The sequence below is a fragment of the Halomonas sp. AOP22-C1-8 genome (assembly GCF_052378905.1).
Taxonomy (GTDB): domain Bacteria; phylum Pseudomonadota; class Gammaproteobacteria; order Pseudomonadales; family Halomonadaceae; genus Vreelandella; species Vreelandella citrativorans.
Window position 1 is genome coordinate 1 of the sequence record NZ_JBQSYD010000046.1, and the last position, 13959, is coordinate 13959.

Genomic DNA, 13959 nt, shown 5'->3' on the forward strand with positions numbered 1-13959 from the left:
GGACACAATACGTATTGATAACATGTCTATTTATGACACAGTAGTACTAGGCTAAAGCTGAGCACTGGAGGCAGAGCGACAGGTATGGCTTTTTCAATACACAATTGATTCTGCTCTTCGATGCATAGTAGGTTTCTTCGGCACTAAATTAGAAGGCTGGGAGGCGATGAACTCAGCAAGGCCGGCGGTCTCGCGACCAAAGACAGTGGAGGTGAAAGCTTTACGTGGTCCGGTATATGGACCCGAATTGTCAGCCTTTAATAGTGCCTTGGTCGCACCGTCGCGTGCTACTAAGGAATTCCTTTTTAGTTATTGGAGAAATAACCCTTTTGTACTAACGCAAGTTGCCGATGCAGATGGGCTGCTGCCAGCCTGATCGCCTTTCAAACCTGAATTCATAGAATAACTGCAGCACTTTGAGCCATTCGGTAGAAGTAGGAGGGCCAGCGCCGGCATCCTCCCTGCTTTACCGACCAAAGTGAAGCAGAGCATGGAATACCGGCAGCTGACCCAGACCCAACGATACCAGATTCACGCTCGTGCTGAGATAGGCATGAGCCAAAGACAGATCGCCAAAGACCTTGGCATTCATAACAGTACGATTAGTCGCGAGCTTCGTCGTAACGCGACTGCTGACGGTTATGAACCCGAGCTGGCTCAGCACCGTAGTGACAACCGGCGACGCACCGCCTGGAAGTGGACGAAGCGCCTACCCAGCATGATCAACATCGTCGCCAAGCAACTGCGTGAAGAGTGGAGCCCTGAGCAGATCAGCGGTTTCATGGCGCCTTTGATCGACAGGGGCGTTAGTCATCAGTGGATCTACGCCTTGATTTGGGATGACAAGGCTCGTGGAGGCGATCTCTGGCGGCACCTTCGTCAACCCAAGCGGCGTAGCAAGCACCGTGCTCACGCCAAGAGCGCAGGGCTCGGTAAAATTCCCAACCGTGTGGGCATTGAACACCGTCCCGCTGACGTCGATGACCGGCTCGTGATCGGTCATTGGGAGGGCGACACGGTGCTCAAGGGGCATAAGCAGTCAGGCCTGGTGACACTGGTGGAGCGCCGCAGTGGTTATTTAATGGCCGCGCGTTTGCCAAAGATAACGTCAGAACTGACCGAGAAAGCCATGATTCGGCTGCTCAAGCCTCGTCGCGGCGCAGTGAAGAGCATCACGCTGGACAATGGTTCAGAGTTTGCACGCCACGAGGAGGTTGCCAAGGCCGTTAGCGCGTCAATTTATTTCTGTGATGCTTACTGCTCGGGACAACGAGGCACGAATGAAAATACGAATGGCTTGATACGGCAGTATTTCCCCAAGGGAACAGACTTCCGGCAAATTACAGATGCCGAGGTACGACGCGTGGTCAACAAGTTAAATGATCGGCCTAGAAAGCGCCTCGGCTATCGAACACCGGCACAGGTGTTTCTGGGTGAATACTCAGGAGCCCTGAATACCGCAGGTGCTGCACTTATTAGTTGAATTCAGGAAAAAAGTATTCTATGCTAAAGGAGCCCCTGCAATTTGCAAGGTTGGAATGTTGTCCATCGTTGGCATTTGTTACCAATAAACTAAGCGGGGGACCCCTTCATGTATTTACGGTAATCCCCCCGAAAAATAATCGCGTTGATAAGTGGAATTTTGTAACCTGAAAACACAGGAGATTTCACATGCGCAAATCACGTTTTACCGACAGCCAAATCATGGCGATTTTGAAGCAGGCGGAGTCTGGTATGCCTGTCCCTGAACTGTGTCGCGAACACGGCATGAGCAGTGCCTCATTTTATAAATGGCGCTCCAGGTACGGTGGTATGGACACGTCCATGATGAAGCGCCTCAAGGAGTTGGAAGATGAGAACCAGCGCCTCAAGAAGATGTATGCCGAAGAGCGGTTGAAGGCAGAGTTGCGCCAGGAAGCCCTTGAGGGGAAGTGGTAAAGCCATCTCAACGCCGCGAGATGGCAAAGAATGTCGTTGAGACCGGTTGCTGCAGTATTCGACTGGCCTGTCAGGTTTTCGGGATCAGTGAAACCTGTTACCGCTATCAAGCGAAGCTGAGCCATGAGAACGCCGTTATCGCTGACTGGCTGGTGCGCCTGACTCACCATCAGCGTAACTGGGGGTTTGGACTGTGTTATTTGTATCTGCGCAACGTGAAGGGCTTTGGTTGGAACCATAAACGGATCTACCGAATTTATCGGGCATTGGAGCTGAACTTGCGCATCAAGCCCAAAAAGCGATTGGTGCGTGAAAAGCCAGCGCCACTGGTTGTACCCACTGCGCTGAATACCTGCTGGTCGATGGACTTCATGCATGATCAGTTGGCCAATGGCCGAAAGTACCGGTTGTTCAACGTGATCGATGATTACAATCGAGAAGGCCTGATCATCGATGCAGACTTCTCACTGCCAGCAGAGCGCGTGATACGCTCCTTAAACCAGTTGATCGAATGGCGTGGCCGACCCAGGGCCATTCGGTGCGACAACGGCCCGGAATACATCAGTGGCAAACTAACCCGTTGGGCGAAGCAGAACGGTATTGAGTTGCTGCACATTCAACCTGGCAAGCCGCAGCAGAATGCCTACATCGAACGTTACAACCGAACAGTCCGTTATGATTGACTGAGTCATTATTTGTTCGACTCGATCGCTGAAGTACAGGATTTTGCCACACGCTGGCTCTGGACGTACAACCACGAGCGACCGAATATGGCATTGGGCGGGATAACACCGAAACAGAAGGTGACCATGGCTGCCTAACCAACTCTACTTATCGCCCCGGTTATAAATGGGGGGATTACCATCCCAGCCGCGGAGCGCAGGCATGTTGAGACGGTACGAACTTTGATTGAGGCAGGGGTTGACGTAGATCACGTTAACAATCTTCATTGGACCGCGCTGCTGGAGGCAATCATCTTGGGCGATGGGCAGGCCCACCATCGGAAAATCGTAGAGTTGTTAGTTGAGGCAGGCGCTAATGTTAACTTGGCGGATGGTAACGGCGTGACGCCACTGCAGCATGCAAGCGGTGCTAACTATCAGGATATCGAAAAAATCCTTATCGCTTCTGGCGCCCGCTAATATAAGGCCTAACCGCCACTTTTTTGTCAGCTAGTCATGCAAATAGCCAACGAGCTTGAAAAATAAAGCGACTCAAGGCCTGCTCAAGGTCATGGCTAAGCATTATTCATTGCTTTAAGGCTTACAGATAGCAAACTCTTAAGTTTAGATTCTTCCAAGTTATGATTAGCGTTAAGGCCTTGCAACAAGGATAAGAAGAGGGCTAGTGCTAACGGTGCTACTGAGTTTCTGGAATTTCACCTGGTACGCGGTATCTGACACTTTCTGCTTGCTGCTCTTCATAGCGTTTATTTTCATCGTCCGGCACAACGCCAAGTACGGTTTCTTTTGAGCCGTCTGGCCAGGTATACGTCGTGCATCCCGCTAGCGACGCCATTGCTATTAACGCCAGAAAAGCCACTATCCCGGTGGTGAGACGATATTGCAGCATAAAATTATTCCCTGTATTACGTTGGATTAATGAAAAGAATACGGAATTGTAGCAGTGACTATAGGGCTCATGTCAGCGGGTTGTAAATCGTCTTTTGTGTTGTGCGTACGAATAACCGTTTAAAAATAAATGTCTACACTGATATAGAGCGATAATACTGTATGGGGTGTGAGGGTATTTCGTTGGTTGACGATAGGCTTGGAGGAAAAGCCGGGGGGGGGGGGCTCTTGAGACAAGTTAGCCCTTATCTAGCTGCTAATATAAGGTAACCATGGATAGATTGGCTTGTATCGAAGAGGTCTTTAATAGCCGATAGGGATACTGCCGACGAAAATGTAAGGATACATGATGCACTCATCGACAGAGCGCCGCTTGGTATGGCTTTCACGCTTAACGTTATTGGGAACGCTGCTGACTATTGTCGTTATCTTGGTCGGTGCCTGGACGCGTTTAGTGGACGCGGGGTTAGGTTGCCCGGATTGGCCTGGTTGCTATGGTCGCTTGCTCGTTCCTGATGGTGAGCATGCTGCTCTACGCCATCCCGATGCCCCCCTGGATGTTGCAAAAGCCTGGGTGGAAATGGTGCATCGTTATGTAGCTACTCTTCTCGGAATATTGGTTCTAAGCGTTTTAGTGCTTGGCTGGCCACTTCGCAATACTCGCCATTACCCTTGGTGCATTAGCGTGCTTCTAGTTGCCGCTATCATTATACAAGGGGGCTTTGGTGCATTTACCGTGACCCTCAAGCTTTGGCCTCAAGTGGTTACTTTACATTTGCTGGGCGGGCTAAGCGTATTGCTGCTCTTTTTCTGGCTGCATCTCAGGCTAACCAGTATTTCTGAGAAAAAGGTCATGGGAGCAAACTGCTTTAATGTTTTTTGGGGTTTAGCCGCCGTGCTATTGATTTTGCAGCTTGGTTTGGGGGGCTGGGTAACAAGTAACTATTCAGGTATGGCTTGCCAAGGGTTCCCCGCTTGTAATGGCCAGTGGTGGCCAACCATGGATCTTAGTGAAGGTTTCCATCTGACTCAAACGGTTGGCCCCAATTACCTGCATGGACAGCTGCATGCAGAAGCTCGGGTCGCGATTCACTATATGCATCGGCTAGGGGCGCTGTTGCTGGGTGTGTCACTCCTGATGCTTTGGTATCGATATCGCCACAACCCAAGTGTCGCTCGGGCGCTTGTATTTGTTATTGGGGTCTATGCGCTGCAGGTTGTACTTGGCATAGCCAACGTGTTGATGTGGTTGCCTTTGTGGTTGGCACTTGCGCATACTGCAGGGGCCGTTTTACTCGTGATTGGCATGGTGCGGGCTTGGTGGTGCGTGTGCTTGGGCGAGCGATAGAAGATAAGAGTTCAAATTTAAAATGATGTATAATTCCTGTTTAGTTTTTTGATGTACGACGGAGAGCATTATGAATTCGGTCAGCGCACTGATGGCGCTTACATTAGCGCTTGCTGTCATTGCGGCTTTATCCATGTACGCGCTTAAACTGCGCAAAGAGGTAAAACGCCGTGAAGCATTCCGCTTGGATGAAGATTTAAGGGCCCAGCAAAATAGCCTTGAAAATTTGGATTATGTAACAAGTGCATTGGTCCAAGGGCAGGTAGACATTACCGAAGGTTCATGGCGCTGCAAGGTGCTGCTTGAAATTGTTGATGCCAATCTTGCAGAGCATCCTGATTTTAAAGCCTTTTCTGAGGTTTATAACCGGACGCAGCATCTTAAAACGCACTCTGCTCGTGCCAATTTAACGCCCCGTGAGCGCATGAGCGAAGATAAGCAGCGTTTGGAAGTTGAGCGTGATATGAAGCCCGCGGTTCTGGCTGCTGCAGAAGCCGTTATAAAATGGCGTGCACAAGGCGGACCTGAGCTGTATAAAGGCGAAAATAAGAAGTAAGTTTGGTTTATTTTAGTGCGGCAATATGTTTTTTTGGTGCCGGATGTGGCAGTTTTGCTATGCTTGATATGTCGATGTTGGCAAGAAGTTGATATGTCGGCATTGTTGCCTTCAATGGTTAAAGCGTAATAATAGGCAGATTGTTCAATTCAGGCAGGGGAACGCCCGCGTGGTTAAAATTGAACAAGCGAAAAATGGATGCTCTCGCAATAAGAAGCATTGGATAGATTTGGCTATACGGCTAAGTCAGCACTGGATCAAGAAGGAGTCTTGTATGAAAAAGTCAACGACTGGGTTGCTAATCGGTTCCGCCTTGGTAGTGGGCCTTTCAGGCTGTGCCACTTCCGCTAATCAATCTTCTGGCCAAGCTGGTGCTAGCAGCAGTGACCGTAGCTGGTATCAGCACCCTGCTGTTTGCGGTCTGGCGGGAAGTTTGATTGGCGGTAGCATCGGCTATGCCACTAGCAGCTCTTCTGATGAAGATAGCGGTGCGGCAACGGGTGCTGTCGCTGGCGCTGCAATCGGTGGCCTGCTGTGTGCTGATCGTACGCCTGAGCCGGTAGCTCCGCAGTGCCCGACATACGGTGAAGTGCCTGCTGGTGTTGCCGTTGATGCGCAAGGTTGTCCGCTGGACTCCGATAATGACGGCGTGCCGAACTATCGTGACCAGTGTCCGGGTACCCCCGCTGGTGTAGAAGTAGACGCAGTAGGTTGCCCGCTAGACTCCGACGGTGACGGCGTGCCGGATTACCGTGACCAGTGCCCCAATACGCCAGCTGGCACCGAAGTAAACGCGCTGGGTTGCCCAGATAGCGTTGTTCTTCAAGACGTTAACTTCGAGTTTGATTCTGCTCAGTTGACCGATAATGCCCGTAACATCCTGAACGGTGTTGCTGAGCGTCTGGTTAATAACCCCGATGTGCGTGTAAGCATCGATGGTTATACCGATTCACGTGGTACAGCTGCTTATAACAAAGGCTTATCTCAGCGTCGTGCTGAATCTGTGACTGCTTATCTTGCTCAGCGTGGCGTAGAAGCTAACCGCATGCGTGCTGTTGGTTACGGTGAAGAGAATCCGATCGCTACGAACGAGACTGATGAAGGTCGCGCACTGAACCGCCGTGTTGAAATTGACGAGTGGAACTAATACGCAGACTGCTTGGGCGCTAAACGTGTAGTGCTTTTGCTGGATGTGCCGCACATTTACTGTGCGTATCGACGGGAGGCGTATGCCTCCCGTTTTTATTTTCTGCGGCGCTCAAGTCTGTTAGGCTACGCGCTTGTATAACGTTGTATCACTTATTAAACGCCACGATCATTGATAGCGAAATGTGATCCTTGGTATGGATCACCACTGCGCTCAAGGAATACTGAATGCCCATTGTGACACTACCTGACGGTAGCCAAAGAACATTTGAAGCACCACTTTCCATTATGCAGCTTGCAGAATCCATTGGCCCTGGTTTGGCTAAGGCCTGCGTTGCAGGGCGGATAGATGGCGTTTTAGTCGATGCCGCAGATGTTATCGAGCACGATGCAAACGTAGCGATTATTACTGCGCGTGACCCTGACGGCGTGGAGATCATTCGTCACTCCTGCGCGCATTTGATTGGTCATGCGGTAAAGCAGCTTTACCCGGACGCTAAAATGGCGATTGGGCCGGTCATTGATAACGGCTTTTATTATGATGTCGACTTTGGTCGTTCAATTACGCCAGAAGATTTAGAGGCGATTGAAAAACGTATGCAAGCGCTAATAGAGCGCGAGTACGATGTTGTCCGTGAATATGTTGATCGCGATAAGGCAATGTCGACGTTTTCTCAGCGTGATGAAACGTATAAACAGGAAATTATTCGCGATATTCCTGACGGTGCGGATATCCGGCTTTATCATCATGAAGAGTACACGGATATGTGCCGTGGCCCTCATGTGCCTAATACCCGCCATCTAAAAGCGTTTAAGTTGACGAAACTTGCCGGCGCCTATTGGCGCGGGGATGCTTCAAACCCCATGCTGACGCGTATTTATGGCACTGCCTGGGGCGATAAAAAGCAGCTGAAAGCGTACTTGAAGCGGCTTGAAGAGGCTGAAAAGCGCGATCACCGTAAGCTTGCACGCCGTCTTGATCTCTTCCATATGCAGGAAGAGGCGCCAGGGATGGTGTTTTGGCATCCGAACGGTTGGGCGTTATGGCAGCAGATCGAACAGTATATGCGAGGCGTTTATAAAGACGGCGGTTACCAGGAAATTCGCTGTCCGCAAATAATGGACGTATCGTTGTGGAAAAAATCAGGGCATTGGGATAATTACGCGGACGGTATGTTTTTTACCGAATCCGAGAAGCGGGAGTATGCTCTCAAGCCCATGAATTGCCCTGGCCATGTGCAGGTGTTTAATTCCGGGTTGCGCAGCTACCGTGAGCTTCCGGTTCGCTTTGGTGAGTTTGGCGGTTGTCATCGTAACGAGCCCTCTGGCGCTTTGCATGGCATTATGCGTGTTCGTGCGTTTACTCAAGATGATGGTCATGTGTTTTGCACCGAAGCCCAGGTTGAGCCCGAGGTCACCAGCTTTCATCGCCAGGCGCTTAAGGTCTATACCGATTTTGGGTTTGAAGATATTGCCATTAAAATTGCGCTTCGCCCTGAGAAAAGAATTGGTAGTGATGACGTTTGGGATGAGGCGGAAGATGCGTTGCGTCGCGCGTTAAAAGCGTGTGATGTCGAATGGCAGGAGCTCCCTGGTGAAGGTGCGTTCTATGGCCCCAAGATTGAATACCATATGAAAGATTGCTTGGGGCGCGAGTGGCAGGTGGGCACCATGCAGGTTGATTTCATGATGCCCGAGCGTTTAGGTGCTCAATATGTGACCGAAGAGGGCGAACGTAAGCCGCCGGTCATGTTGCACCGTGCTATAGTAGGCTCAATGGAGCGCTTCATTGGTATCTTGATTGAACATTATGCGGGCGCTATGCCATTATGGTTGGCACCTCAGCAGGCGGTAGTGATGACAATCACCGATGCGCAGCGTGATTACGCTCTTGAATTAGAGCAACGTCTGCAAAAAAGTGGCTTACGAGCTAAAGCGGACTTGAGGAACGAGAAGATCGGCTTTAAAATCCGTGAGCATACGTTACAGAAAATTCCCTATCTCCTTGTGGTGGGAGATAAGGAAGTCGAAGCTGACTCAGTGGCCGTGCGAACTCGCAGCGGCGAAAACCTCGGCACAATGACAGTCGATGCACTTATCGAGCGTCTTGGTGCGGAGCGAGCAGCCCTGGCGACATCGTCAATTGCCTAAGGAGACGGAACGATCAAGCGAAGCAATCAGCGCGGGCGTCCAGCAGACAAACGCCCACCAATGAACGAGCGAATTACCGAAGAAGAAGTGCGTTTAATCGATGCTGAAGGTGAGCAGTTGGGCGTTGTGCCTACCACCGAAGCGATTGAGCGTGCAGAAACTGCCGGTTTAGACCTCGTGCAAATTTCGAATGCCGATCCCATTGTCTGTAAGATTATGGATTACGGTAAATTCGTTTTTGAGACGAAGAAGCAGAAAGCGGCTCAAAAGAAAAAGCAAAAGCAAATCCAGGTTAAGGAAGTTAAATTCCGTCCTGGCACCGACGAAGGCGATTATCAGGTAAAATTGAAAAACCTGATGCGCTTTTTGGAAGGTGGTGACAAGGGTAAGGTCACTTTGCGCTTCCGTGGTCGTGAAATGGCGCACCAGGACATCGGCCGCAAGCTGATGGAAAGGATCGCGGCAGACCTGGAAGAGATCGGAACGGTGGAATCCTTCCCGAAAATGGAAGGCCGCCAGATGATCATGATTCTTGCCCCGAAAAAGAAGTGATCCAACGGCGAAACCAACGGGCCATCGCGTAGGTGATGGTCGGCCCTGGATTTTCTAAAAAATATCGAGCGGAGTTTTCTCATGCCGAAAATCAAAAGCAACAGCGGCGCTGCAAAGCGCTTTAAAAAGACCGCTAATGGCTTCAAGCACAAGCAGTCTCACCGTAGCCACATCCTGACCAAAAAATCGACTAAGCGTAAGCGTCAGCTGCGTGGAATGAAGCAGGTTCACGCTGCTGATAAAGCGCTGATCCAGCGCATGCTGCCAAACCTATAAGTCGTTTTTTTTGTCTGAGTGCTTAAAGCCTCAGCTATAAAGTCAGGAGTGTGTTATGACTCGTGTTAAGCGTGGTGTAGTTGCCCGTCGTCGCCATAAAAAAGTATTGAAGCAGGCTAAAGGTTACTACGGTGCCCGTTCGCGTGTTTTCCGTGTAGCTAAACAGGCCGTTATCAAAGCAGGTCAGTATGCTTATCGTGACCGCCGCAACCGTAAGCGTCAGTTCCGTGCGCTGTGGATTCAGCGTATTAACGCTGCTGCACGCATCAACGGTATGTCTTACAGCCGCTTTGTTGGCGGTTTGAAGAAAGCCGGCATCGAAATTGACCGTAAAGTATTGGCTGATCTGGCTGTACACGAAAAAGCCGCATTTGCTGCTATCGTGGAAAAAGCCAAGGCTGCCCAATAACGTCATAGCTGTGCAAATGCCAGCGTGAATTGACGAAGGTCATTTCAGTGTGACCCGCAGGGGAAGAGCAGCCGCTCTTCCCCTGTTTTTTTGTCACCTTCAATGTGCGACACCCTCATAAAAGGGAACCGCTTAATTCGGAGTGAAACGGATGGACCACCTTCCTACTCTGGTATCTGAAGCACGTGATGCCATTCAGGCATCGCAAGATGTTGCTTCGCTGGATGAGTTGCGAGTTCGCTATTTAGGCAAAAAAGGCGAAGTAACGGCTTTGCTGAAAGGGTTAGGCAAGCTAACAGCCGAAGAGCGCCCGGCTGCTGGCGAACGCATTAACCAGGCAAAGCAAACATTGGCTAATGAAATTGACGCTAAGCGCCAGCAGCTAGAAAACGCAGCATTGAATGAGAGGTTGGCCGCTGAGCGCATCGATGTTACGTTGCCGGGCCGTGGGCAGGCCAGTGGTGGCTTGCACCCGGTTACGCGTACGCTTGAACGTATCGAAAGCCTGTTTACGCGTATCGGCTATGACGTCGCGGTAGGACCAGAAATTGAAGATGACTATCACAATTTCGAAGCGCTCAATATTCCTGCGCATCACCCGGCACGCGGCATGGCGGATACGTTCTATTTTGATGCAACGCGTCTGCTGAGAACGCATACTTCCCCCGTTCAAGTGCGCACAATGAAAGAGAGCGAGCCGCCCATTCGGATTGTGTGCCCCGGACGCGTTTATCGTAGCGACTCCGACCTGACGCATACGCCTATGTTTCACCAAGTGGAGGGACTGCTGGTGGACGAAGGGGTTAGCTTTGCTGACCTAAAGGGCACGATTGAAGACTTTCTGCAGGCGTTTTTTGAACGGGACGACCTTTCTGTTCGCTTCCGCCCTTCGTATTTTCCATTTACCGAGCCTTCTGCTGAAGTCGATATCCAATGCGTTATGTGCAGCGGTTCAGGCTGCCGTGTTTGCTCGCATAGTGGCTGGCTGGAAGTAATGGGTTGCGGCATGGTACATCCCGAAGTTTTCCGTCACTCGGGTATTGATACTGAACGCTATACCGGCTTTGCCTTTGGCATGGGGGCTGAGCGCTTAGCGATGCTGCGTTACGGTGTAAACGACTTGCGCCTGTTCTTTGAAAACGATCTGCGCTTCTTGCGCCAATTCGCTTAAGACCGCTGCCGAACACAGGAACGATCATGAAATTTTCAGAACAGTGGCTGCGCGAATGGGTATCACCGCAGCTGGACACGCAGGCAATTGCTGATCAAATCACGATGGCCGGCTTGGAAGTCGATGCAGTTGAAGCCGTAGCCGCTGCGTTTAGCGGCGTTGTCGTTGCTGAGGTGCTTACCAAAGAGAAGCACCCGGATGCCGACAAATTAAACGTATGTACCGTTAATGATGGCTCGGGTGAACCGGTGCAGGTGGTGTGCGGTGCAGCAAACGTTGATATCGGCCAGAAGATTCCTTTTGCTCAGGTAGGGGGCGTGCTGCCAGGCGATTTCAAAATCAAGAAGGCCAAGCTGCGCGGTGTAGAGTCACGCGGCATGATTTGTTCAGCATCGGAACTTGGGCTTGAGGAAGAAACCTCGCCCGGTATTCTGGTATTGGCTAATTCTGCGCCTATTGGCATCGATTTTCGCGAATATATGCACCTCAACGATATGACCATTGAGGTGGATCTTACGCCTAACCGCGGAGATTGCTTAAGTGTTAAGGGGCTTGCCCGTGAGGTGGGCGTGCTTAACCGGTTAGCCGTAACGCCGCCGGTCATCGAATCTATCCCGGCCGTAATAGATGACACCTTTGCTGTCAGCGTTGAAGCACCTGAGCAGTGTCCCCGATATGTGGGTCGCCTCATCAAGGGCATTAATGTAAAAGCGGAAACACCGCTTTGGATGGTAGAGCGCCTGCGTCGTAGCGGTATCCGTTCCATTGATCCTGTGGTGGACGTTACTAATTACGTCATGCTAGAGCTTGGCCAGCCGATGCATGCGTTTGATCGCGATAATTTGAACGGCCGCATCGTTGTGCGCATGGCGAAAGAGGGGGAGCGGCTAACCTTGCTGGATGGGCAAGACATTGCCCTGCGCCCTGGAACATTAATGATTACCGATGAGGCGGGTCCGCTTGCCATGGCGGGAGTCATGGGCGGAGAGAATTCTGGGGTTAACGAAACTACCCAGACGATTTTCCTGGAGTCGGCATTTTTTACACCACTGGCGATTGCGGGTAAGGCGCGCTCTTACGGTTTACACACTGATGCGTCACACCGGTTTGAGCGTGGCGTGGACCCTGAGCTTGCTACAGCGGCCATTGAGCGTGCGACACGCTTACTGTTGGATATTTGTGGCGGCCAGCCTGGCCCTGTCACTGAATGCGTCAGTGAAGAGTATGTGCCTGCTTCTCGCACTATTTTGCTGCGTGAAGCGCGTTTGGAAAGTGCGCTCTCCAAGAAACTGGCCAATGAGGATGTCACCGACATTCTGACGCGTTTGGGTCTTGAGGTGAGTCAGCAGGCTGAAGGCTGGTCGGCTGTTGCGCCCAGCTGGCGTTTTGATGTCGCGATTGAAGAAGACCTGATCGAAGAGATCGCCCGAATTCATGGCTACAATAATCTGCCTGTTCGCCGCCCGGCTGCACGGTTAGCGCTGCGCTCTGCAGATGAAGCAACGCTCACCCAAGCGCAGCTGCGTCGCCAAATGGTCGCTCGTGGTTTCCAGGAGGCGATTACTTATAGCTTTGTGGCTCCCGAACTTCAGGCCGCTATATTGCCTGATGCCGTCTCTCCGGTACTTGCTAACCCCATTTCAGCGGATCTCTCAGTGATGCGGGCCAGCCTTTTCCCGGGCCTGGTGCGGGCCATGGAACATAACTTAAACCGTCAGCAAACCCGCGTTCGCCTGTTCGAAACGGGGCTGGTATTTAATGGCGAACTGGATCAACTGTCCCAGGTTCCCATGATGGGGGCGTTAGTCTGTGGCAGTCGGGAAACGGAAGGTTGGGCAGGTTCTAAAGAGCGTATCGACTTTTACGATCTCAAAGGGGATCTTGAAAGCCTTCTAGCCTTGGATGGCAATCTTGATGCGTGGCGCTTTGAGCCAGCCGAGCATCCAGCGCTTCACCCCGGCCAGAGTGCTGAAATACAGTACAACGGCGAGCATGCCGGATGGATGGGAACTTTGCACCCGCAAGTGCGCGCAAAGCTGGGCCTTAAAATGGATGCGGTACTCTTTGAAGTACGCCTGGATATGTTAAGCCAAGGGCAGATCCCGGCCTTTGAAGCGTTATCACGTTATCCTGAAGTGCGACGCGATCTGGCGTTTATCGTAAAACAAGCGGTGCCCGTTCAGGCTCTACTGGATTGCGCTAAAGAAAAAGCTGGTGATTACTTAAAAGACATTACGCTATTTGATGTCTATGCTGGTAAAGGCGTGGCGGACGACCATAAGAGTATTGCATTAGGCTTGACCTGGCAGCATCCTTCACGCACGCTAAACGATGAAGAAATCAACCAGTTGGTAGATTCCATCGTGACACAAGTGCGTGTCCAGTTGGAGGCTGAGCTACGCGGCTGACAATAATATGCCACGACACGGCGCTTATCACGTTCTTGGCAATGCGTTTGCTACAAGGAGGGTCCTATGGGTGCGTTGACCAAAGCAGAGCTGGCAGAGCATTTACATACTGAGCTGGCACTGTCTAAACGAGAAGCAAAAACCATGGTCGAAGCTTTTTTCGAAGAGATTCGAGCCTGCTTACGAGAAAATGAACAGGTTAAGCTGTCTGGGTTTGGTAACTTTGATTTGCGTGATAAGCGTGAACGGCCGGGCCGTAACCCAAAAACCGGTGAAGAAATACCTATTTCTGCCCGCCGTGTAGTGACCTTTCGACCAGGTCAAAAATTAAAGCAGCAAGTCGAGCACTATGTGAAAACCAAATAGTCCTTGATGTTAATGACCTATCCGTAGCGTCGTTTTCGCTATATAACGGAGTGCCTTTGGGCGCTCC

13 protein-coding genes and 1 pseudogene are annotated in these 13959 nt (G+C 51.1%); 13 read left to right on the forward strand and 1 reads right to left on the reverse strand.

Features of this window, described 5'->3' with window-relative positions; genetic code table 11:
• The first annotated feature begins 490 nt into the window (after positions 1 to 490).
• The 3 genes and pseudogenes from ACT3TY_RS17260 (at position 491) to ACT3TY_RS17270 (ending at position 3080) form a co-directional block, all read left to right on the forward strand.
• On the forward strand, positions 491 to 1483 hold the full coding sequence (locus ACT3TY_RS17260) for an IS30 family transposase (protein WP_444622834.1): 993 nt from the start codon (positions 491 to 493) through the stop codon (positions 1481 to 1483).
• 188 nt (positions 1484 to 1671) lie between these two features.
• Positions 1672 to 2759, forward strand: a pseudogene (locus ACT3TY_RS17265) (IS3 family transposase).
• Positions 2760 to 2801: 42 nt separating this feature from the next.
• Positions 2802 to 3080, forward strand: a complete 279-nt coding sequence (locus tag ACT3TY_RS17270; RefSeq protein ID WP_441680098.1) for an ankyrin repeat domain-containing protein — start codon at positions 2802 to 2804, stop codon at positions 3078 to 3080.
• 217 nt (positions 3081 to 3297) lie between these two features.
• On the opposite strand, the gene ACT3TY_RS17275 is transcribed toward ACT3TY_RS17270, so the two are convergent.
• Positions 3298 to 3510 carry a hypothetical protein gene (locus tag ACT3TY_RS17275; RefSeq protein ID WP_172118812.1) on the reverse strand — a complete coding sequence of 71 codons (213 nt, stop codon included), beginning with the start codon at positions 3508 to 3510 and terminating at the stop codon, positions 3298 to 3300.
• A 348-nt stretch (positions 3511 to 3858) separates the two neighbouring features.
• Between ACT3TY_RS17275 and ACT3TY_RS17280 the strand changes: the two genes are divergently transcribed.
• From ACT3TY_RS17280 to ACT3TY_RS17325, 10 genes are all read left to right on the forward strand, one after another.
• A complete protein-coding gene (locus tag ACT3TY_RS17280) occupies positions 3859 to 4857 on the forward strand; it encodes a COX15/CtaA family protein (protein ID WP_172118811.1) in 999 nt (332 codons plus the stop codon).
• A gap of 70 nt (positions 4858 to 4927) precedes the next feature.
• On the forward strand, positions 4928 to 5413 hold the full coding sequence (locus tag ACT3TY_RS17285) for a DUF2489 domain-containing protein (protein WP_172118810.1): 486 nt from the start codon (positions 4928 to 4930) through the stop codon (positions 5411 to 5413).
• Between the two features lie 274 nt (positions 5414 to 5687).
• Positions 5688 to 6560 (forward strand): OmpA family protein, encoded by an 873-nt coding sequence (locus ACT3TY_RS17290; protein ID WP_444629017.1) that lies wholly within the window; start codon positions 5688 to 5690, stop codon positions 6558 to 6560.
• A gap of 227 nt (positions 6561 to 6787) precedes the next feature.
• On the forward strand, positions 6788 to 8710 hold the full coding sequence (gene thrS, locus ACT3TY_RS17295; RefSeq protein WP_442353388.1) for a threonine--tRNA ligase: 1923 nt from the start codon (positions 6788 to 6790) through the stop codon (positions 8708 to 8710).
• Positions 8711 to 8770: 60 nt separating this feature from the next.
• Positions 8771 to 9262, forward strand: a complete 492-nt coding sequence (gene infC / locus ACT3TY_RS17300; RefSeq protein ID WP_193054550.1) for a translation initiation factor IF-3 — start codon at positions 8771 to 8773, stop codon at positions 9260 to 9262.
• 81 nt (positions 9263 to 9343) lie between these two features.
• Complete coding sequence (gene rpmI, locus ACT3TY_RS17305; RefSeq protein WP_087111489.1) at positions 9344 to 9538, forward strand: 50S ribosomal protein L35; 195 nt, start codon at positions 9344 to 9346, stop codon at positions 9536 to 9538.
• 55 nt (positions 9539 to 9593) lie between these two features.
• Complete coding sequence (gene rplT, locus ACT3TY_RS17310; RefSeq protein ID WP_018916261.1) at positions 9594 to 9947, forward strand: 50S ribosomal protein L20; 354 nt, start codon at positions 9594 to 9596, stop codon at positions 9945 to 9947.
• A gap of 151 nt (positions 9948 to 10098) precedes the next feature.
• The gene (gene pheS, locus ACT3TY_RS17315) at positions 10099 to 11118 is read left to right on the forward strand and encodes a phenylalanine--tRNA ligase subunit alpha (RefSeq protein ID WP_172118806.1); all 1020 of its coding nucleotides are present in this window, start codon (positions 10099 to 10101) and stop codon (positions 11116 to 11118) included.
• A gap of 26 nt (positions 11119 to 11144) precedes the next feature.
• Positions 11145 to 13526 carry a phenylalanine--tRNA ligase subunit beta gene (gene pheT, locus ACT3TY_RS17320; protein WP_444629018.1) on the forward strand — a complete coding sequence of 794 codons (2382 nt, stop codon included), beginning with the start codon at positions 11145 to 11147 and terminating at the stop codon, positions 13524 to 13526.
• A gap of 66 nt (positions 13527 to 13592) precedes the next feature.
• The gene (locus tag ACT3TY_RS17325) at positions 13593 to 13892 is read left to right on the forward strand and encodes an integration host factor subunit alpha (protein WP_087111483.1); all 300 of its coding nucleotides are present in this window, start codon (positions 13593 to 13595) and stop codon (positions 13890 to 13892) included.
• Positions 13893 to 13959 lie beyond the last annotated feature (67 nt).